General features: G+C 68.5%; 18 protein-coding genes. 5 read left to right on the top strand and 13 right to left on the bottom strand.

What is annotated here, in order from left to right:
• Positions 1-206 precede the first annotated feature (206 nt).
• The 11 genes from ruvC to AC1DK4_RS37670 form a co-directional block, all read right to left on the bottom strand.
• Positions 207-752 carry a crossover junction endodeoxyribonuclease RuvC gene (gene ruvC, locus AC1DK4_RS37620; protein ID WP_441624050.1) on the bottom strand — a complete coding sequence of 182 codons (546 nt, stop codon included), beginning with the start codon at positions 750-752 and terminating at the stop codon, positions 207-209.
• A gap of 178 nt (positions 753-930) precedes the next feature.
• A complete protein-coding gene (gene purH, locus AC1DK4_RS37625) occupies positions 931-2,505 on the bottom strand; it encodes a bifunctional phosphoribosylaminoimidazolecarboxamide formyltransferase/IMP cyclohydrolase (protein WP_441624051.1) in 1,575 nt (524 codons plus the stop codon).
• A 16-nt stretch (positions 2,506-2,521) separates the two neighbouring features.
• The gene (locus AC1DK4_RS37630) at positions 2,522-2,755 is read right to left on the bottom strand and encodes a Fis family transcriptional regulator (RefSeq protein ID WP_017225335.1); all 234 of its coding nucleotides are present in this window, start codon (positions 2,753-2,755) and stop codon (positions 2,522-2,524) included.
• On the bottom strand, positions 2,752-3,834 hold the full coding sequence (gene dusB / locus AC1DK4_RS37635; protein WP_441624053.1) for a tRNA dihydrouridine synthase DusB: 1,083 nt from the start codon (positions 3,832-3,834) through the stop codon (positions 2,752-2,754). Before dusB ends, AC1DK4_RS37630 begins: the two co-directional genes overlap by 4 nt.
• Positions 3,835-4,083: 249 nt before the next feature.
• Positions 4,084-5,343: a UbiH/UbiF/VisC/COQ6 family ubiquinone biosynthesis hydroxylase gene (locus AC1DK4_RS37640; RefSeq protein ID WP_441624054.1), complete on the bottom strand. Its 1,260-nt coding sequence runs from the start codon at positions 5,341-5,343 to the stop codon at positions 4,084-4,086.
• Positions 5,324-5,806, bottom strand: a complete 483-nt coding sequence (locus tag AC1DK4_RS37645; RefSeq protein WP_441624056.1) for a hypothetical protein — start codon at positions 5,804-5,806, stop codon at positions 5,324-5,326. Before AC1DK4_RS37645 ends, AC1DK4_RS37640 begins: the two co-directional genes overlap by 20 nt.
• A complete protein-coding gene (locus tag AC1DK4_RS37650; protein ID WP_441624057.1) occupies positions 5,803-7,188 on the bottom strand; it encodes an aminopeptidase P N-terminal domain-containing protein in 1,386 nt (461 codons plus the stop codon). The genes AC1DK4_RS37645 and AC1DK4_RS37650 overlap by 4 nt, the downstream gene beginning before the upstream one ends.
• Before the next feature lie 60 nt (positions 7,189-7,248).
• Positions 7,249-7,989, bottom strand: coding sequence for an N-acetylmuramate alpha-1-phosphate uridylyltransferase MurU (gene murU, locus AC1DK4_RS37655; protein WP_441624059.1), 741 nt, complete (start codon positions 7,987-7,989; stop codon positions 7,249-7,251).
• A 29-nt stretch (positions 7,990-8,018) separates the two neighbouring features.
• On the bottom strand, positions 8,019-8,357 hold the full coding sequence (locus AC1DK4_RS37660; protein WP_441624061.1) for an AzlD domain-containing protein: 339 nt from the start codon (positions 8,355-8,357) through the stop codon (positions 8,019-8,021).
• Positions 8,354-9,106 (bottom strand): AzlC family ABC transporter permease, encoded by a 753-nt coding sequence (locus tag AC1DK4_RS37665; protein ID WP_441624063.1) that lies wholly within the window; start codon positions 9,104-9,106, stop codon positions 8,354-8,356. The genes AC1DK4_RS37660 and AC1DK4_RS37665 overlap by 4 nt, the downstream gene beginning before the upstream one ends.
• Positions 9,106-10,140: an aminoglycoside phosphotransferase family protein gene (locus tag AC1DK4_RS37670; protein ID WP_441624065.1), complete on the bottom strand. Its 1,035-nt coding sequence runs from the start codon at positions 10,138-10,140 to the stop codon at positions 9,106-9,108. Before AC1DK4_RS37670 ends, AC1DK4_RS37665 begins: the two co-directional genes overlap by 1 nt.
• A gap of 155 nt (positions 10,141-10,295) precedes the next feature.
• Here AC1DK4_RS37670 and AC1DK4_RS37675 point away from each other — a divergent pair, with 155 nt between their 5' ends.
• The 5 genes from AC1DK4_RS37675 (at position 10,296) to trpS (ending at position 17,312) form a co-directional block, all read left to right on the top strand.
• Positions 10,296-12,704, top strand: coding sequence for an LPS-assembly protein LptD (locus AC1DK4_RS37675; protein ID WP_441624067.1), 2,409 nt, complete (start codon positions 10,296-10,298; stop codon positions 12,702-12,704).
• Between the two features lie 9 nt (positions 12,705-12,713).
• Positions 12,714-14,213, top strand: a complete 1,500-nt coding sequence (locus AC1DK4_RS37680) for a peptidylprolyl isomerase (RefSeq protein ID WP_441624077.1) — start codon at positions 12,714-12,716, stop codon at positions 14,211-14,213.
• Between the two features lie 17 nt (positions 14,214-14,230).
• The gene (gene pdxA / locus AC1DK4_RS37685) at positions 14,231-15,280 is read left to right on the top strand and encodes a 4-hydroxythreonine-4-phosphate dehydrogenase PdxA (protein ID WP_441624069.1); all 1,050 of its coding nucleotides are present in this window, start codon (positions 14,231-14,233) and stop codon (positions 15,278-15,280) included.
• Positions 15,281-15,297: 17 nt separating this feature from the next.
• Positions 15,298-16,119 carry a 16S rRNA (adenine(1518)-N(6)/adenine(1519)-N(6))-dimethyltransferase RsmA gene (gene rsmA / locus AC1DK4_RS37690; protein ID WP_441624071.1) on the top strand — a complete coding sequence of 274 codons (822 nt, stop codon included), beginning with the start codon at positions 15,298-15,300 and terminating at the stop codon, positions 16,117-16,119.
• A 170-nt stretch (positions 16,120-16,289) separates the two neighbouring features.
• Positions 16,290-17,312 carry a tryptophan--tRNA ligase gene (trpS, locus tag AC1DK4_RS37695; protein WP_477132153.1) on the top strand — a complete coding sequence of 341 codons (1,023 nt, stop codon included), beginning with the start codon at positions 16,290-16,292 and terminating at the stop codon, positions 17,310-17,312.
• A 21-nt stretch (positions 17,313-17,333) separates the two neighbouring features.
• Here trpS and AC1DK4_RS37700 read toward each other — a convergent pair whose 3' ends face one another.
• The gene (locus AC1DK4_RS37700) at positions 17,334-18,188 is read right to left on the bottom strand and encodes a DMT family transporter (RefSeq protein ID WP_441624079.1); all 855 of its coding nucleotides are present in this window, start codon (positions 18,186-18,188) and stop codon (positions 17,334-17,336) included.
• A gap of 54 nt (positions 18,189-18,242) precedes the next feature.
• Positions 18,243-18,650, bottom strand: a complete 408-nt coding sequence (gloA, locus tag AC1DK4_RS37705; RefSeq protein WP_441624075.1) for a lactoylglutathione lyase — start codon at positions 18,648-18,650, stop codon at positions 18,243-18,245.
• Between the last annotated feature and the right edge of the window lie 405 nt (positions 18,651-19,055).

Consider the following 19,055-nt stretch of genomic DNA (forward strand, 5'->3'; position numbering starts at 1 on the left):
GTGGCGGCCGGCGGCGGCGCGGCGCAGGCCGCCAGCAATGCCGCGGCAATGGCCGACAGCAGCGCGGGCAGGCGCAGCGAGCGGGAAGAAGCGGAAGAAGCGGAGGAACGCAGGAGGCGGGGGCTGGCGAACGAGCGGGACATTGGCATCCTCGGGCAGGCAACCGGCCGATTGTAAGCGGCCCTGGCGCCGCCGCGGCACAATGCTCAGCCGATCAGCCGGCCGCGCCGTACGCGCATGCCCTTGCGCACCAGTTCGGGCGCCAGTCCCGTCAGCGCGCCCAGCGTATTGCTGCCGTTGGCGTGGCAGATCGCCACGCCCAGCGCATCGGCGGCRTCGGAACTTGGCCGTCCGTTCAGGCTCAGCAGGCGCATCACCATTTCCTGCACCTGCTCCTTGTTGGCACGGCCGTAACCCACCACCGCCACCTTTAGCTGCAGCGCCGTGTACTCGAACACCGGCAGGCCATTGCCCACCAGCCCGCAGATCGCCGCGCCGCGCGCCTGGCCCAGCAGCAGCGTGGATTGCGGGTTGACGTTGACGAACACCTTTTCGATCGCGGCGCAGTCCGGCGCGTAGGTGCGCGCCACCTCGCTGATGCCGTCGAACAGGGTCTTGAGGCGAGTCGGCAGGTCGGTCTGGCCGTCGCTCTTGATGGTGCCGGAGGCGATGTAGCTCAGCTTGCTGCCGTGCTTTTCAAGCACGCCGAAGCCGGTGGTGCGGAGGCCGGGGTCGATGCCGAGGATACGCATGGGTGTGGGGCTGGCTCGGCTTGCGCGCAGATGGAAGATGGGGGGATTGTAGCTTGTGCGCCGCGCTGCAATGACAAAGGCTGTTTCGCTGGCGCCCCTGCTTGCGGGCGCTGCGAAACAGCCTCTGGATGCGGCCGGGGGAACCTGCGCGGCGGCGTCGCCGGGCAGGCTCGGGGCATCAATGGCGGAAGTGGCGCGTGCCGGTCAGCACCATGGCGATATTACGCTCATCCGCAGCCGCAATCACCTCATCGTCACGCATCGAGCCGCCCGGCTGGATCACGCAGGTGGCGCCTGCGTCCACCACCACGTCCAGGCCGTCGCGGAACGGGAAGAAGGCATCCGACGCCACCGCCGAGCCGGCCAGCGTCAGGCCGGCGTTCTGCGCCTTGATGCTGGCGATGCGGGCGGAATCCACGCGGCTCATCTGGCCGGCGCCGACGCCCAGCGTCATGCCGCCGCCGCAGAACACGATGGCGTTGGACTTGACGAACTTGGCCACGCGCCAGGCGAACATCAGGTCGTCCATTTCCTTCGGCGTGGGATGACGCTTGGTCACCACGCGCAGTTCTTCGCGCTGCACGTTCCTGGCATCCGGGCCCTGCACCAGCAGGCCGCCGCCGACACGCTTGAAGTCATACTGGTTCCCGCCCTTGCCGAGCGGGATTTCCAGCAGGCGCACGTTCTGCTTGGCGGCGAACACCGCGCGCGCGCCGGCGGTAAACGACGGGGCGATCAGCACTTCGACGAACTGCTTGGCCACCACCTGCGCGGCGGCTTCGTCCAGTTCCACGTTGAAGGCGATGATGCCGCCAAAGGCCGAGGTCGAGTCGGTCTTGAAGGCCTTCTCGTAGGCTTCCAGCGCGTTGGCGCCAACTGCCACGCCGCACGGGTTGGCGTGCTTGATGATGACGCAGGCGGCGCCGTAGGCGGCGTCGAACGACTTGACGCATTCCCACGCGGCATCCGCATCGGCGATGTTGTTGTACGACAGTTCCTTGCCCTGCAGCTGCACGTAGTTGGCCAGCGCGCCGTCGAAGCCCTTGAGGTCGCGGTAGAAGGCGGCCGACTGGTGCGGGTTCTCGCCGTACCGCATTTCCTGCACCTTCTCGAAGGCCAGGTTGAGCGTCTGCGGGTAGGCGCTGCGGGCCTGGTGCGACTTGTCGGCGCCGAGGCTGGTCAGGTAGTTGGTGATGGCGCCGTCGTATTGCGCGGTGTGCGCGAACACCTTGGTGGCCAGGCGGAAGTTGGTGTCGTAGCCGACGCTGCTGGCGTTGGCGCGCATTTCTTCCAGCACCGGCGCGTAGTCGGCGGGGTCCACCACCACGGTGACGTCGCGGTGGTTCTTGGCCGCCGAGCGCAGCATGGTGGGGCCGCCGATGTCGATGTTCTCGATGGCGTCCGGCAGCGTGCAGTCATCCTTGGCCACGGTCTGCTGGAACGGGTACAGGTTGACCACCAGCAGGTCGATGGTGGGGATGTCGTGCTCGGCCAGCGCAGCCATGTGCTCGGGCAGGTCGCGGCGCGCCAGGATGCCGCCGTGCACCTTGGGGTGCAGGGTCTTGACGCGGCCGTCGAGCATTTCGGGGAAGCCGGTATAGTCGGCCACTTCCGTGACCGGCAGGCCGGCTTCGGCGAGGAGCTTGGCGGTGCCGCCGGTGGAGAGCAGCGTCACGCCCAGCGCGTTGAGCTCGCGGGCAAAGTCGACGATGCCGGTCTTGTCGGATACGGAGAGGAGGGCTTGCTTGATCATGGCTGTGGGGAACACTTCAAAGTAAACCGTGCTGCTGCAATTTCTTGCGCAACGTATTGCGATTGATGCCCAGGTAGGCGGCGGCGAGCGACTGGTTGCGCTCGGCGCGCGCCATCACTGCCTCCAGCAGAGGCCGTTCCACGGCTTCGAGCACCATGTTGTACATATTCGACGGCTCTTCGCCGTCCAGGTCGCGAAAATAGGCACTCAGGCTGTCCCGAATGCACTGGTCGATAGCGTTGCGGCTCATGCGGCAAGCAACTCCCCGTTTTTGTTGTTGTTCGACCCGTTGCGGTCGTCTTCTTCTGCGTCCGGACCGGCCGCGCCTTCGTCCACGTAGACCAGGCGGTCCGACAGCAGCGCCTGCTCGTCGAAGAAGGCATTGACGGCGGCGAGCTGGGCGGTGCTGCTGTCCAGGGTGTTCATGCGGTGACGGAACAGGTTGGCGCCGGCCAGTCCGCGCGTGTACCAGGCAATATGCTTGCGCGCGGTACGCACGCCGGTGAACTCGCCGTAGAACTCGTAATGGTCTTCGAGGTGCGCGTTCATGATCGCGCGGATCTCGGCCACCTCCGGCGACGGCAGCAGCTCGCCGGTGGCGAGATAGTGCTCGATCTCGCGGAACAGCCAGGGCCGGCCCTGCGCCGCGCGGCCGATCATGATGGCGTCGGCGCCGGTCACCGCCAGCACGTGCTTCGCTTTCTGCGGCGAGGTGATGTCGCCGTTGGCCACCACCGGGATCGAGAGCGCCGCCTTGACGGCGGCAATGGTCTCGTACTCGGCATCGCCCTTGTACAGATCGGCGCGCGTGCGGCCGTGCACGGTCAGCATGCTGATGCCGGCTTCCTGCACCATGTGCGCAATACGCAATGCATTGCGGTTCTGGCGGTCCCAGCCGGTGCGGATCTTGAGCGTGACCGGCACGCGGTCGCCGACGGCGGCGACCACCGCCTCGACGATGCGCACCACCAGCGGCTCGTTCTGCAGCAGCGCCGAGCCCGCCGCGACGTTGCACACCTTCTTGGCCGGGCAGCCCATGTTGATGTCGATGATCTGCGCGCCGCGATCGACGTTGTAGCGTGCCGCCTCGGCCATCATCGCCGGCTCGGCGCCGGCGATCTGCACCGAGATCGGCTCGACCTCGCCGGTGTGATTGGCGCGCCGCATGGTCTTCTCGCTCTTCCASAGCTGKGCGTTGGAMGCSACCATTTCSGACACCGCATAGCCCGCGCCCAGCCGCTTGCAGAGCTGGCGGAAGGGACGATCCGTCACGCCGGCCATGGGCGCGACGAACAGGTTGTTGCGGAGCTGGTGCGGGCCGATTTGCACGATAGCGACGAATTAGGGACTGGCGTGGGCCGGCAAGGCGGCCCGCAACGAGACAAAATGGAAATGGCATGCCCTGCCGAAACGGTGCTCGGCGGTGTCGAGGGGCATGTGCGAGGGCAGGATTTTACCGCCAAACCAGGCGCGTTGCTTAAGTTTTGAGCAAATAATCGGCAGGGGAGGGATGGCGCGGCACGGTCTTCCCGGCAGGCGAGAGCCTCGCGCGTCGCAGCGGCAAGCCGGAAAACGCCGTCAGCGCCGCATCCCGAACATCATCTGCCGCGCCAGCGCATCCTTGAGCGGTCCGAGGCAGGCGAGTGCCGCCAGCGACGCACCCCTGGCATGCGCGGCGAGCGGATAGGAAACGCCGAACAGCCTGGGCAGCAGGTCGGTCACGCCAATGGTCGCGGCGCGGTCCACCCTCTGCTTCGCGGCGAAGGCTTGCAGGGCCTGCGGGCTGCAATCGGTGCGCAGCGCGGCGCCGAGCGCGAAGGCGTCGCGCAGCCCCAGGTTCAGGCCCTGGCCGGCGACCGGATGCAGCGTCTGCGCCGCATTGCCGATGGCGACCACATGGCCGTCCACGGTGATCTTYGCGGCGTTGAGTCCGAGCGGAAAGGCATGGCGCTTGCCGATGGCGATAAAGCGCCCCATGCGCTCGCCGAACGCCTGTTCGAGCTCGGCGAGGAATTCCGCGTCGGGCAGCGCGAGCCGGCGCGCGGCCTGCTCCGGCGGGCAGCACCAGACCAGCGCGTAGCCTGGCTCGCCGTGCTGTTCCTCGTAGGGCAGCAGCGCCAGCGGCCCTTCTTCGGTAAAGCGCTCCCAGGCCCAGCCCGGCTGCGGACGCGAGCAGACCACATGGGCGATGACCGCGGTCTGGCGGTAGTCGCGCCTGAAGGCCTGCGCCCGCGCGCCTTGCGCCGGCCTGTCGGGCTGCTGCTGAAAGAGTCCGCCCTCGGCCTGCACCGCCAGGCGCGCGGCAAACGCGGCGGGCTGGCGGTCGTGCGCATGGCCGGCGAGGCGCACGCCGTCCGCCTCGCCGGCGGCACCGGAGGCACCGGCGCCGTGCTGCTCGATATGGTCGATGCGCGTATCGTAGGCGCGCACCAGGCGCGTTTCGCCGCCGGCGGCGGCCTGGCTCGCGGCGGCCAGCGCACGTTCGAGCGCGCCGCACAGCTCACCGTAGCGCACCACATAGCCGAGCGCCGGCACATCGTAGTCGTCGTGATGCAGGCGGACGTGGCCGAAGCGGCCGCGCTGCGACACATGGATGTGCTCGATGGGCGTCACCATGCGTGGCCACGCGCCTATCTGTTCCAGCAACTGGCGGCTGCCGTGGGACAGCGCAATGGCGCGCGGGTCGCGCGCCGCGCGCGCGGGCGTGGCAGCATCGACCAGTGCCACGCGCCAGGGGCTGGCACGCAGCAACAGGCAGGCCAGCGCAAGGCCGACCGGCCCGGCGCCGACGATGGCGATATCCGCGCCCGTGGCGCCGTCAGTGCTGGCCGGGCTCATGCGCATCGCCTGCATCGCTTGCATCGCCTGCCCCCGGCTCCGGCTGTGCGCCGCGCTTCCACAGATTGGCGTCGGTGCGATGCTTGCCGGCCGCCGCGTCGCGCAGCGCGTTGTCGAGCTTTTGCTGGCTGAAGCCGGGCAGCGCCTGCAGGCGCTCCACCAGCGCGCCCTGGTTGACCGCGTTGAGCGGCACCACGCAGCCGCGCTGGGCGCCGTCAGCGGCGCGGTCGCCGACCAGGATCAGCCAGGCCGGGCCGGCCCATGGTTCGCGGTTCGATACCCGCACCACCACGCGCTCGAGCACGTCCCATTCGATCTCCTCGCGCTGGCCGTCGGGGCGGTGTACCACCACGCGGTCGTCGTACAGGTTGATCACGAACGGTTGCGCGGGGTCGTGGTGATGCGTGCGCGGCGCGTTGGCGCGTCCGCCGGCGGGAAGGACCTTGCGTAGCCAGCCAATCATCGTGCACCTCCGGTTTCGCGCATCAGCGCTTCGATCTCGTCAGCCTTGACCGGCACGCCGCGCGTGATCAGCTCACAGGCGCCGTCGGCGGTCACCACCGCATCGTCTTCGATGCGGATGCCGATATGCCAGAAACGCTCCGGCACGTCTTGCGCCGGGCGCACATAGATGCCCGGCTCCACGGTCAGCACCATGCCGGGCTCGAGCGGACGCCAGGGGCGTTCGCCCTCCGCCGGCGCGGCACCCGGCACGCGGTATTCGCCCACGTCATGCACGTCCATGCCGAGCCAGTGGCCGGTGCGGTGCATGTAGAACTGGCGGTAGCTGCCGCTGGCGAGCACGTCATCGACATTGCCGCAGCGGTTGGCATCGAGCAGGCCGGTGTCTAGCATGCCCTGCGCCAGCACGCGCGTGGCCACGTCGTGCGGCACGTTGTAGGGCACGCCGGGCCGGGTCTCGGCAATGGCGGCTTCCTGCGCGGCCACCACCAGGTCATAGAGCTCGCGCTGGGCCGGCGAGAAGCGGCCCGACACAGGGAAGGTGCGGGTGATGTCCGAGGCATAGCCATCGAGCTCGCAGCCGGCGTCGATCAGGCACAGGTCGCCGTCGCGCAGTTCGGCGGGGCCCGCGCGGTAGTGCAGCACGCAGGCATTGGCGCCGGTGGCGACGATCGAGTTGTAGGCTACGCTCTGCGCGCCGTGGCGGCGGAATTCATAGAGCAGTTCGGCCTCGAGGTGGTACTCGCGCAGGCCCTGGCGCGACGCGCGCATGGCGCGCACGTGGGCCTGTGCCGAGATCTCGCCCGCGCGGCGCATCACGGCAATCTCGCCGGCATCCTTGAACAGGCGCATCTCGTCGAGGATGGCGCGGATGTCCAGTGCCGTGGCCGGCGCGGTCACGCCGGCGCGACCCTGCATGCGCACGCTGTCGAGCCAGCGGCGCACCTGCATGTCGGTGCGGGTCGCGGCGGCCAGCGGGTAGGCCAGCACGGCATGGTTGGCCAACAGCGGCGGCAGCAGCGCGTCGATCTCCTCGACCGAGTGCGCCTCGTCGAAACCGAAGGCGGCCTGCGCGCCTTGCGGGCCGTAGCGGAAGCCGTCCCAGATCTCGCGTTCCTCGTGCTTGGGGCGGCAGAACAGGACGCTGCGGTCGGGGCCGGAGGCCGGCGCCACCAGCACCAGCACGGCCTCCGGCTCGGTGAAGCCGGTCAGGTAGTAGAAGTAGCTGTCGTGGCGATAAGGGTAGTCGCTGTCGCGGTTGCGCATGGCTTCCGGCGCGGTGGGCAGGATCGCCACGCCGCCGCCGGCGGCGCGCAACTGCTGCAGCACGCGGGCGCGGCGGTCACGACAGGCGGAAAGAAGGGCGGAATCGGGAGCGGTCATGTATGTGGCCACGTGGATTGGGAAACAGGTTCGATTCTACGCCGCCGCCATTGGGGCGGGTCAGCGCATTGCCGCGGGGACGGCGCCCGGCCTGGCGCGCAGGGCAGTGTCCAGGGTGGCGAGCTGGGCCGGCGTACCGACGTTTTCCCAGGCGCCGTCGAAGCGTTCGCCGCTGGCCAGGCCCGCGGCCACCGCGGCGCGGTAGTAGGGCGTCATGGCGACCTTCTGGCCGGGTTCGATGGCGGTGAACAGCCGCGTGTCGTAAAGGCCGATATTGCCGAAGGTCAGGTCCGGCGCACCGGCCGTGCCGGCGGGCAGCAGCAGGCCGTCGGCGCCGAGGGCGAAGTCGCCGCCCGGGTGGAACGGCGGGTTGGGCACCATCACCAGGTGCATGCGCGGGCGGGGCGCGCCGGCCATGGCGCGCGCGCGCGGCAGCAGGGCGCGGTAGTCGTAGTCGGTGCAGATGTCGCCTGACACCGCCAGGAAGATGTCGCCGCGTGCCGGCGCCATGCTCAGCAGCGGCAGCGCCTGGGCGATTCCGCCGGCGGTCTCCAGCGCGCTGCCCTCGGCCGAGTAGGCCAGGCGCACGCCGAAGCGGCTGCCGTCGCCGAGCGCGTCTTCGATCTGCTGCCCGAGCCAGGCGTGGTTGATGACGATGTCCGCGAAGCCGGCGCGCGCCAGCGCTTCGACCTGCCAGACGATCAGCGGCTTGCCACCCACCGGCAGCAGCGGCTTGGGGCAGCTGTCGGTGAGGGGGCGCATGCGGTCGCCGCGCCCTGCGGCAAAGATCATGGCCTTCAAGGCAGGCTCTCGTGGGGTCTCTCGTGCGTTCATTTCGGGAGGTGGTTCAGCCAGTAGGTGAGCCCGATCAGGGTGGCCATGCCGCCCGCGATGGTCCAGCCGATGCTGCGCGTGCGGGCGGCGATCACGATGGCTACCAGCCCGGCAAGCAGGCGCGCATTGTCCAGGCCGAGGGCGAGCTGCCCGTCGCGCATCAGCAGGTCGGGCGCGATCAGCGCCGACAGCATGGCCGCCGGCACGAACTGCAGCGCGGTGCGGAACCACGGCGGYAGCCGCACGCGTCCTTCCACGGCGATGAAGGACAGGCGGATCAGGAAGGTGGCGAGGCCGGCGCCGAGGAACACCAGCAGCAGGGACATCTGGCTCATGCGGCGGGCTCCGTGGCGCCGCCCTTGCGCTCGCCGTGGCTGCCGCCGCGCAGCAGCATGCCCGCGGCAATGCCGCCCAGCGCCGCCACCATCAGCCCGAGCTTGTGCGGCATGCCGAAGCAGGCCACTGCCAGCGCGCTCGCCACCAGTGCCGCCGCGGCATGCGAGCGGTGCTTGATGCCCGGCACGATGATGGCGATGAAGGTGAGCGGCAGGAAGAAATCGAGCGGCCAGTCGCGCGGCACCTGGGCGCCCACCAGCACGCCGGCCAGCGTCGAGACCTGCCAGCTGGCCCACAGCGCGAAGCCCGCGCCGAAGAAGAACCAGTGGCGGTAGCGCCGGTGCTCGCCGTCGTCGGCCAGGCGGCGGGTCATGGCGGCAAAGGCTTCGTCGGTCAGCAGGTAGGCGATCAGCGCCTTCCAGCGGCGCGGCAGGTGGGCCAGCGCCGGGGCAATGGTGGCCGAGTAGAGCGCATGGCGCAGGTTGACCATGGCCACCGTGACCGCGACCAGCACGGCCGGCGTGCCGGCCGCCCACAGTTGGGTGAGGATCATCTGCGAAGCGCCGCCGAACACGACCGCGCTCATGGCGCAGGCCAGCCAGGCGGGCATGCCGGCGTTCACCGCCAGCACGCCGTAGATCAGGCCGAACGGCACCACGCCGAGCAGCATGGGCGCAAGCGCGCGCACGCCGGCCCACCACTCGCCGCGGCGGGTGACGGCGGGTGGCGTGCCTTGCGTCGTGGCCATCAGAAGGTGAAGCCGACCGGGCGCTCGGCGCCGTCGAGGGCGTCGAACAGGCGCACCAGCTTGCGCAGCTCGCTATAGCGGCCGGCTACCTGGCGGGCGTATTTCAGCACCAGCGGCAGGTTGGCGAGGTAGCCGTCCTTGCCATCCCGGTGATAAAGCCGGGCGAAGATGCCGAGTACCTTGAGGTGTCGCTGCAGGCCCATCCACTCGAAGTCGCGGTAGAAGTCGCCAAAATCGGCGGCCACCGGCAAGCCGGCCTTGCGCGCGCGCTCCCAGTACCGGATCACCCAGTCGAGCTGCTCTTGCTCTTCCCATTCGATATAGGCATCGCGCCACAGCGAGACCGCGTCGTAGGTGATGGGGCCGATCACCGCGTCCTGGAAATCCAGGATGCCTGGATTGGCCTCGCCATCGAGGACCATCAGGTTGCGCGAGTGGTAGTCGCGGTGGACATAGACCTGCGGCTGCGACAGGTTGTTGGCCATCAGCGCCTGCATCACTTCGGCCAGGTCTTCCTGTTGGGCGCCGGTCAGCGTGACGCCGAGGTGCCTGGCTATGTACCACTGCGGGAACAGGTCGAGCTCGCGTTGCAGCAGCGCACGGTCGTAGGCGGGCAGGGTGCCGGGGCGGGTGGCCGCCTGGATGCGGATCAGCGCGGCGGCCGCGTCGCCATAGAGATGGCGCGCGCTGGCCGGGTCGAGCCGCGACAGATAGGTGGTGTTGCCAAGATCGCTCAGCAGCAGGAAGCCTTGTCCGAGGTCCTGCGCCAGCACCTTGGGCACGGTCACGCCGGCCTCGCCGAACAGTGACGCGACATGGATGAACGGACGGCAGTCTTCCTGCGCGGGCGGCGCATCCATCACGATGACGCTCGGATATGCCGGGTTGCCGGTGCTGGCGCGGAAGTAGCGGCGGAAGCTCGCATCGGCCGAAGCCGGAGCGCAGGAGGCGGGGTCGACGGACCAGGCCGGACCGAGTCCGGATACCCAGACTTTGAGCTGGTCGAGACGCGGGTCGAGAGGAAGAGCTGCCATGCCGGAAAGGGAGAATAGGATGCCCCGTATAATACCCGACCAGCACCGGGCCCCGGGGCGGCCCCGGGCGGGCTTCCACTGGCCCGCAAGCTTGCTCCGGCGGCGGCTGGCGGCCACTGGGCCGCCGCCGCCGCTCTGACCCATGACCCGCTCGCATGACCGAACAACGACGATCACCGATTCAGAAGGCAAGCAAGACCTCGGCGCGACGGCCCGGCAGCGCACTGCGCCCGCTCGTGCTGGCCATGGCCGGCTGGTCGGTGTGCGCGCAGGCGCAGACGGTGAGTTCCGCCATTCCGGACCTGCCGGTGGCCGAACCCGCCGTCGAACGGGTGCCCGAGGCGCCGCCGGTGTCGGGCGAGCTGGTCCCGCGCCTGGCCGAGCCGGGCGGTACCAAGGCCCAGCCGTCGGCGCCCGACGCGAACCCGCCCACCTTTGTCTCGGGCGACCGCATGAACGGCTATAACGAGCGTGGCGTGGAGCTCGAAGGCAATGCCGAGCTGCGGCGCGGCGGCGGCGTGGTCAAGGGCGACAAGCTCACCTACGACCAGGACAGCGACGAGGCCTTCGTCCACGGCAATGCGCGCGTGGCGCGCGACGGCTCGCTGGCGGTGGGGCCGGAGGCCCGGCTCAGGGTCGAGGCCAACGAAGGCTACATGCTGTCGCCGGACTACTATTTCCAGCAGACCGGCGGCTCGGGCAAGGCCGAGCGCATGGACTTCATCGACAAGAACGTCACCACGATCAAGCGCGCGACCTATACCACCTGCTCGCCAGACAATGCTGACTGGTATTTCAGCGCGCGCGAGCTCGATATCGACAGCGATCGCCAGGTGGGCACCGCCTACGGCAGCGTGCTGCGTTTCTTCAACGTGCCGATCGCGGCGGCGCCGGTGTTCAGCTTCCCGCTCAACAGCGAGCGCCGCAGCGGGCTGCTGCCGCCGCTGTTTGGCTACAGCTCGCGCTCGGGTATGGACCTCACGGCTCCGTACTACTTCAACATTGCGCCCAACCGCGACCTGACTGTCTTTCCGCGCTATCTCAGCTCGCGCGGCTTCCAGCTCGGTGGCGACTACCGCTATGTCGGCGACGGCTATGCCGGGCGCATCCGCGCCGAAATCCTGCCGGACGACCAGAAGACGAAGACCAACCGCTGGGCATACTCGATCCAGCACACGCAGGCGATCGCCAAGGGGCTGACCGCGTACGTCAACGTCAACAAGGTATCGGACGACCAGTATCCCGACGACCTTACCCGCTCGGTGACGCAGGCGACGCAACGCCAGTATGTGCAGGAAGGTGGCGTCACCTACAGCTGGCAAGACTTCTCGCTGCTCGCGCGGGTGCAGAAATTCCAGACGCTCGCGCCAAGCCAGCCATCGTACGAGCGTGTCCCGCAGATCAACGGTCGCTACACGCGATACGATCTGGGCGGCTTCGACGTGCAGGTGGAGTCCGATTTTTCCCGCTTCCGTATTCCGCTGACCACGGACGGCACGCAGCAACCGCAGGGCGACCGCTTCTTCATCCAGCCGTCCATCAGCTATCCGATCGTTCGCCCTGGCTGGTTCGTCACGCCCAAGGTGTCGTTCAACGTGACCCAGTACCAGATGGAGCCGGGTACGGTAGCCGCGGGATCGCCCACCAACCTGAGCCGGTCGCTGCCGACCGTCAGCCTGGACTCCGGCATGACCTTCGAGCGCGACGCGCCGACCGTCAGCCGGCTGTTCGGCGTGAACTATGTGCAGACGCTGGAGCCGCGCCTGTTCTACGTCTATACGCCGTTCCGCGACCAGAGCCAGTTCCCGCTGTTCGATACGGTGCAGTCGGACTTCGGCTACGGGCAGATCTTCAGCGAGAACCCGTTCACCGGTTATGACCGCATCGCCGACAACAACAAGATCACGGCGGGCGTGACCACGCGCCTGATCGAGGCGGGCAGCGGAGTCGAGCGCTTCCGCGGCACCATCGCGCAGCGCTTCGACCTGACCGGCCAGCGCGTGCAGATCAACGGCACGGACCCGATCGGCAAGGCCGGCTACTCCGACCTGCTGGCGGCCACCACGATCCAGCTGTTCCGCGGCTACTATCTCGATGCCGGGGTGCAATACAACCCGGACAGCGATCGCGTGATCTATTCGAATCTCGCCTTCGCGTGGCGGCCTGAGCCGCGCAAGACGCTTAACGTCGGCTACCGCTACCGGCGCCCGACCTCGGTGACGGACAATACCGCCATCGACCAGTTCGAGATCTCGAGCCAGTGGCCGCTGACCCAGCGCACCTACGGCATCGGCCGGGTCGCGTTCGACCTGAACGCGAGCCAGCTCGTCGATGCCCTGGCCGGTTTCGAATATGCAGCGGACTGCTGGGTGGGACGTCTCGTCTACCAGCGTTTCCGCAATACCACGGAAGGCTACACCGGACGCATCTTCTTCCAGGTGGAGTTCCGCGGACTGTCCAAGATCGGCTCCAATCCGCTGGATGTGCTGCGGCTGAACGTGCCGGGTTATGAGCCCGTCACCGCCAACCCGGTAATTCCATCCCAGCTCGACCATTACGAATGACGGACCATGATGAAACGTCAAGATAGCAACGCGATCTCCAACCTGCCGTCCAGCCTGACCGGCTGGAATAGCCTGCTGCTGGCCGCGCTGCTGGCCGCTTTCGCACTGCCTGCGACTGCCCAGCTCAAGGCGCCGTCGACGCAGCGCGCGACCGGCATCTTCGTGCCCCAGGCGGGCGACAGCAGCCCCTCGCCGAGCCAGCCGCGCCTGGGCGTGACGCAGCCCGGCGCGAGCGCCAAGCGCTCGCAACTGGTGGACGAGGTGGTGGCGATCGTCAACAGCAGCGTGATCACCCGGCGCGAACTGCTGGACCGCGCCGACGAGATCGAAGGACAGCTGCGCGCCGCCAACCGTCCGGTGCCGGCGCGCGCCGACCTGCTCGGCGAAGTGCTGGAACGGCTGGTGATGGAGCGCGTGCAGACGCAGGCCGCGCAGGAAGCCGGCATCAAGGTGACCGACCAGGAAGTCGACCGCGCGGTCGAGTCCGTGGCGCAGCAGAACCGCATGAACGTGACCGAGCTGCGTTCGCAGGTCGAGCGCAGCGGCATGACCTGGACCAAGTACCGCGACGAGCTGCGCAAGCAGGTGCAGGTGATCCGCCTGCGCGAGCGCGAAGTGGACTCCAAGATCCAGGTCTACGATGGCGAGATCGACAACTATCTTGCCGCGCGCGGTGGCCAGGGTAGTGCCGCCAGCGGTCCCACCGAATACAACGTTGCCCAGATCCTGGTGCGCGTGCCGGGAGATGCCTCCGATGCCCAGAAGGCCGCGCTGCGCGCCAAGGCCGAGGACCTGCTCAAGCAGGCCCAGGGCGGTGCGGATTTCGCCAAGCTGGCGCAGTCCTCCGACGCGCCCGAAGCCGCCCAGGGCGGCTCGCTGGGCTTCCGCGAGATCGGCCGGCTGCCGGCGTTGTTCGCCAATGCCGTGCTCGACATGCAGACCGGCGCGGTGGCGCCCCAGGTGATCGAGAGCGCCAACGGCTTCCACGTGCTCAAGCTGGTGGCCAAGCGCACCGCGCCGCCGGCATCGCCGAGCCCGGCGGCTGGCGAACACATCACCCAGACCCAGGTGCGCCATATCCTGATCCGCACCGGCCCGAACATGCCTGAGGCCGAGGCGCGCCGCCAGATGAGCACCTTGCGCGACCGCATCACGCATGGCGGCGACTTTGCCGATGCCGCGCGCCGCTTCTCCCAGGACGGCTCCGCCCAGAACGGCGGCGACCTCGGCTGGGTGTCGCCCGGCGAGCTGGTGCCCGAATTCGAGCAGGCCATGGGCCGGCTGCGTCCGGGCGAGGTCTCGGAGCCGGTGGTCAGCCAGTTCGGCGTGCACCTGATCCAGGTCATCAACCGCCGCGAGACCGAAATGTCTCCGGAGAAGCAGCGAGATTTCGCCCGTGCCGAAGTACGCGAGCAGAAGATCCGCGCGGCCTATGAAGACTGGCAGCGCCAGCTGCGCCAGGCGGCTTACGTGGAATACCGCGTCAACCGCCAGCGCTCCGAGAATTGACGGACCGCACCCGCGTCATGTCCAAGCCGCTCGCGCTAGCCATCACCACCGGGGAACCTGCCGGCATTGGTCCCGACATCACTGTCGGCGCCTTGCTGCAGCTGGCCGGCCAGCATCCTCAGGTGCGCTTCCATGTGATCGGCGACGCGCGCCTGCTGGCCGCGCGCGCGGCCGCGCTCGGCGTGGGCCATGCCTGGGCGCATCGCCTGGCCGACGGCAGCGTGGTGTGCGAGGACATCGCCCTGGCGGTGCCGTGCGACGCAGGCCGGCTCGATGCGCGTAACGGCGCTTATGTGCTGGCCTTGCTCGACCATGCCATCGACGGCTGCACGCCCGGCGCGGACGGCGTCGCGCGCTATGCCGGCATGGTCACGGCGCCGGTGCAGAAAAGCACCATCAACGATGCCGGCGTGCCCTTCACCGGCCACACCGAATACCTGGCCGAGCGCGCCGGCGTGGCGCGCGTGGTCATGATGCTGGCCGGCCCGCAGCCGGCCCACGCCAACGCCATCCTGCGTGTCGCGCTGGCCACCACGCACCTGCCGCTGCGCGCCGTGCCGGACGCGCTGGACGTACCGATGCTGGTGGAGACGCTCACCATCATCGATGCCGACTTGCGTAGCCGCTTCGGCATCGACCGCCCGCGCATCCTGGTGACCGGACTCAACCCGCATGCCGGCGAAAGCGGCCATATGGGCCACGAGGAGATCGACGTGATCATCCCCGCGCTGGCCGAGGCTGCCGATGCCGGCATCGATGCGCGCGGCCCCTATCCCGCCGATACGCTGTTCCAGCCCCGCCATCTCGACGCGGCCGACTGCGTGCTGGCGATGTACCACGACCAGGGCCTGGCGCCGCTCAAATACGGCACCTTCGGGCACGGCGTCAATATCACGCTGGGCCTGCCTTTCATCCGCACGTCGGTCGATCACGGCACGGCGCTGGACCTGGCCGGGAGCGGCCGCGCCGAACACGGCAGCATGATCGAGGCGATCCGCAATGCCGTTGCCATGGCCGGCCACGCCGGCGGCCGCCCCCGCGCCGTGCCGGCGGCGGCAACCCGCTGACGCCCGACGAGAGACCTATGCGTTCCAACGTACACCAGGGCCATGTGGCCCGCAAACGATTCGGGCAGAACTTCCTGGTCGATGACGGCATCATCCATGGCATCGTCAGCGCCATCGACCCGCAACCCGGCGACATCCTGGTCGAGATCGGGCCGGGCCTGGGCGCACTGACCCAGCCGCTGCTCGAGCGCCTGCCGCAGATGCAGGTGGTCGAGCTCGACCGCGACCTGGTAGAGCGGCTGCGCCGCCGCTACGGCGAGCGTCTGGCGATCCATGCCGGCGACGCGCTGGCCTTCGATTTCGGCAAGCTGCACGAGGCCGGCAAGCCCCTGCGCATCGTCGGCAACCTGCCGTACAACATCTCCAGCCCGTTGCTGTTCCACCTCGCCACCTTTGCCGACCAGGTGCGCGACCAGCATTTCATGCTGCAAAAGGAGGTGGTGGAGCGCATGGTGGCCGAGCCCGGCAGCAAGGCTTTCGGCCGGCTCTCGATCATGCTGCAGGTCCGCTATCACATGGAACATGTGCTGGATGTGCCGCCGGCCTCGTTCAATCCGCCGCCCAAGGTCGATTCCGCCGTGGTGCGCATGATTCCCTGGCCGCGCCAGGCCGATGGCCAGTTGCGCTCGCCCTATCCGGCCTGCAACCTGACCGTGCTTGGCGACGTGGTCGCCGCGGCGTTTTCGCAGCGGCGCAAGGTCTTGCGCAATACGTTGTCGATGCTGCGCGACCAGGTCGATTTCGACGCGCTGGGCTTCGATCTCGGGCGCCGCGCCGAAGAGGTGCCCGTGGCCGAATATGTCGGGCTGGCGCGCCAGCTCGAAATGCCGCCCGCCTGAGACCGCCAGCACGATGCGCGCCGTCCTGACCCCGATCCATCGTTGGCGCCGCCGCTGAAGCGAGCGGCGCGTCGTCATCCACCGATTCCGACTCCAGCCGCCGCAGCCCGGCCGGCAGGCGCATATTCCCGCCGGACCGCTGCGCGGCGACACCTCTCCAAGGAAATGCCATGACTAGCGAAACGCAGGCGCCCAGGCGCAAGGTCATCCTCACCGGCGACCGTCCCACCGGCCAGCTTCACCTGGGCCACTATGTCGGCTCGCTCAAGAGCCGCGTGGCGCTGCAGGATTCCCACCAGCAATACCTGCTGCTGGCCGACACCCAGGCCATGACCGACAACGCGCACGATCCCGACAAGGTGCGGCGCAATGTGCTGGAGGTGGCGCTGGACTACCTGGCGGTCGGCATCGACCCGGCCAAGACCACCATCACGGTGCAGTCGCACCTGCCCGCGCTGGCCGAACTGACGCTGATGTACCTCAACTTCGTCACGGTGGCCCGGCTCGAGCGCAACCCGACCATCAAGGAAGAGATCCAGGCGCGCGGCTTCGGGCGCGACATCCCGGCTGGCTTCCTGTGCTATCCGGCGGCGCAGGCCGCCGACATCACCGGCTTCAAGGCCGAGGTGGTGCCGGTGGGCGAGGACCAGGCGCCCCTGATCGAGCAGACCAACGAGATCGCGCGCCGCATCAACCATCAGGTCGGGCGCGAGCTGCTGCCCGAGGCAGCGGCGCTGATCCCGCGCTTCGGCCGCCTGCCGGGTGTCGACGGCAAGGCCAAGATGAGCAAGTCGCAAGGCAATGCGATCCCGCTCGCGGCCACGCCCGAGCAGATCAAGGAAGCGGTCATGCGCATGTACACCGACCCCAATCATCTCAAGGTGTCCGATCCGGGCCAGGTGGAGGGCAATGTGGTGTTCACCTACCTGGATGCGTTCGACGAGGCGGTCGACGAGGTGGCGGAACTGAAGGAACACTATTGCCGCGGCGGGCTGGGCGACATGGTGCTCAAGCGCCGGCTCGAAGGCGTGCTGCAGGCGCTGCTGGCGCCGATCCGCGAGCGCCGCGAAGCGCTGGCCAAGGACCCGCAGCATGTGTTCGAGATCCTGCGCCACGGTACGGACCAGGCGCGCGGCATCACCCAGCGCACGCTGGATGAAGTGCGCGACGCGCTGGGGATGTTCCGCTTCTGAAGCCGCAACGCGGCGCGCCGTTCAGGCGCGCCGGTTGACCAGCACGATCCCGGCCAGCACCAGCACTGCCGCCACCGCAAAGCGCATGCCGACGGCGTCGTGCATCAGCACCACGCCGAAGGCGACGCCGAACAGCGGCGTCAGGAAGGAAAACACCGACAGGCGCGACGCCAGGTACTGGCGCAGCAGCCAGAACCACGTCAGGTAGCTGGCGAAGGCGATCAGCACCGACTGATAGAACAGGCTGGCGATCACCATGCCATCCACGCGCGCCTGCAGGTGCTGGCCCGCGGCCATCGCCATCGCCAGCAGCATCACCGCCGACACCGCCAGCTGGTAGAGCAAGGTCTTGCTCGGCGCCGCCGAAGCCAGCTTGCTGGCGCGGACCACCACGGTGGTGGCCGCCCACAGGAAACCCGCCACGATACCGAGCGCATCGCCCAGCAAGGTGCTGCCGCCATGCGCGGCCGGCGCGGCGATGCCGTCGGCGAAGGCCAGCGCCATGCCGCAGAAGGCCAGTCCGACGCCCAGCCATTGCCCGCGGCGCAGCCGCTCGCCGGCCACCGTCACATGCAGGCCGAGTGCCGTGAAGATGGGCGCCGTGTAGAGGAACACCGCCATGCGCGAAGCCGTGGTGTGGCCGAGCCCGACGAAGATGCAGAAGAATTCGGCGCCGAACAGCAGGCCCGCCAGGAGCCCTGCGCCCAGCGTGCCGTCCCGGCTCCACAGCGGAATGCGGCGCCAGGCCGCGAAGCCGAACACCAGCAACGCAGCCACCGCCGAACGCACGCCCGCCTGCAGCACCGCCCCCATCAGCGGCGCGGTCGCCTTGATCACCACCTGCTGCAGTCCCCAGGCCAGGCATAGCAGCACCATCAGGCTGACGGCAGTGCCGTCCAGCGGGCGGCGGTTCAGCACGGACGCGCCCACTCAGGGGCGTGCCGAGTCGCGCGTGGAGTGGCGCTCGATCAGTTCGATCTTGTAGCCGTCCGGGTCTTCCACGAAGGCGATCACCGTGGTGCCGCCCTTGACCGGACCCGCCTCGCGCACGACATTGCCGCCGGCAGCGCGGATGCGCTCGCAGGCGGCCGCCGCGTCATCGGTTTCCAGCGCGATATGCCCGTAGGCCGTGCCCATCTCGTACTGCTCGACACCATAGTTGTAGGTCAGTTCCAGCACGGCCGTCTCGGATTCGGGACCGTAGCCGACGAAGGCCAGGCGGTACTTGTATTCCGGGTTGTCGCTCTGGCGCAGCAGTTGCATGCCGAAGATGCGGGTATAGAAGTCGATCGAGCGCTGGAGGTCGCCGACGCGGAGCATGGTGTGGAGGAGACGCATTTTGGAATTCTGGTTGGTGGGGGGAGGGCTGTATTTTAGACGGGWTGGGGAATGGGGGTTTGGGGGCAGGGTGATGGGTTTTGGTCTTGATTTGGTGTTTTTCCACAGAATCAAGGGGTTAGTCTCGGTGGTATAGGCTCTTGGTGGAGGGGCTTGTGGCTTGTGGCTTGCGGGTTGGCTCCTGCGCTTCAACTGCGTTGGCTTGGTGTGCTGGTGTCTTGCGGTTGGTGCTTGTGTTTCGAAGTCAAAGTCAACTTCAAAGTCAAAGGCTTTCGCTCCCCCGGAGCGACCTACTTTCTTTTTTCCGAAAAGAAAGTAGGCAAAGAAAGCGGACTGCCTGGCCGGCAGGGGCAGAGCCGAACAGTGTTACTGAGGCTGGAGGTTTCGTGGTGGGGCCTGTGGTTC

This window comes from Cupriavidus sp. 05N38 (assembly GCF_056397345.1).

Excerpts from the sequence above, each read along its gene's own strand:
- AC1DK4_RS37645 (WP_441624056.1), bottom strand. The coding sequence starts at position 5,806 with ATGATTGGCTGGCTACGCAAGGTCCTTCCCGCCGGCGGACGCGCCAAC.
- AC1DK4_RS37670 (WP_441624065.1), bottom strand. The coding sequence starts at position 10,140 with ATGGCAGCTCTTCCTCTCGACCCGCGTCTCGACCAGCTCAAAGTCTGG.
- AC1DK4_RS37650 (WP_441624057.1), bottom strand. The coding sequence starts at position 7,188 with ATGACCGCTCCCGATTCCGCCCTTCTTTCCGCCTGTCGTGACCGCCGC.
- AC1DK4_RS37665 (WP_441624063.1), bottom strand. The coding sequence starts at position 9,106 with ATGGCCACGACGCAAGGCACGCCACCCGCCGTCACCCGCCGCGGCGAG.
- purH (WP_441624051.1), bottom strand. The coding sequence starts at position 2,505 with ATGATCAAGCAAGCCCTCCTCTCCGTATCCGACAAGACCGGCATCGTC.
- pdxA (WP_441624069.1), top strand. The coding sequence starts at position 14,231 with ATGTCCAAGCCGCTCGCGCTAGCCATCACCACCGGGGAACCTGCCGGC.
- AC1DK4_RS37680 (WP_441624077.1), top strand. The coding sequence starts at position 12,714 with ATGAAACGTCAAGATAGCAACGCGATCTCCAACCTGCCGTCCAGCCTG.
- trpS (WP_477132153.1), top strand. The coding sequence starts at position 16,290 with ATGACTAGCGAAACGCAGGCGCCCAGGCGCAAGGTCATCCTCACCGGC.
- AC1DK4_RS37630 (WP_017225335.1), bottom strand. The coding sequence starts at position 2,755 with ATGAGCCGCAACGCTATCGACCAGTGCATTCGGGACAGCCTGAGTGCC.
- AC1DK4_RS37675 (WP_441624067.1), top strand. The coding sequence starts at position 10,296 with ATGACCGAACAACGACGATCACCGATTCAGAAGGCAAGCAAGACCTCG.
- gloA (WP_441624075.1), bottom strand. The coding sequence starts at position 18,650 with ATGCGTCTCCTCCACACCATGCTCCGCGTCGGCGACCTCCAGCGCTCG.
- rsmA (WP_441624071.1), top strand. The coding sequence starts at position 15,298 with ATGCGTTCCAACGTACACCAGGGCCATGTGGCCCGCAAACGATTCGGG.
- AC1DK4_RS37700 (WP_441624079.1), bottom strand. The coding sequence starts at position 18,188 with ATGGTGCTGCTATGCCTGGCCTGGGGACTGCAGCAGGTGGTGATCAAG.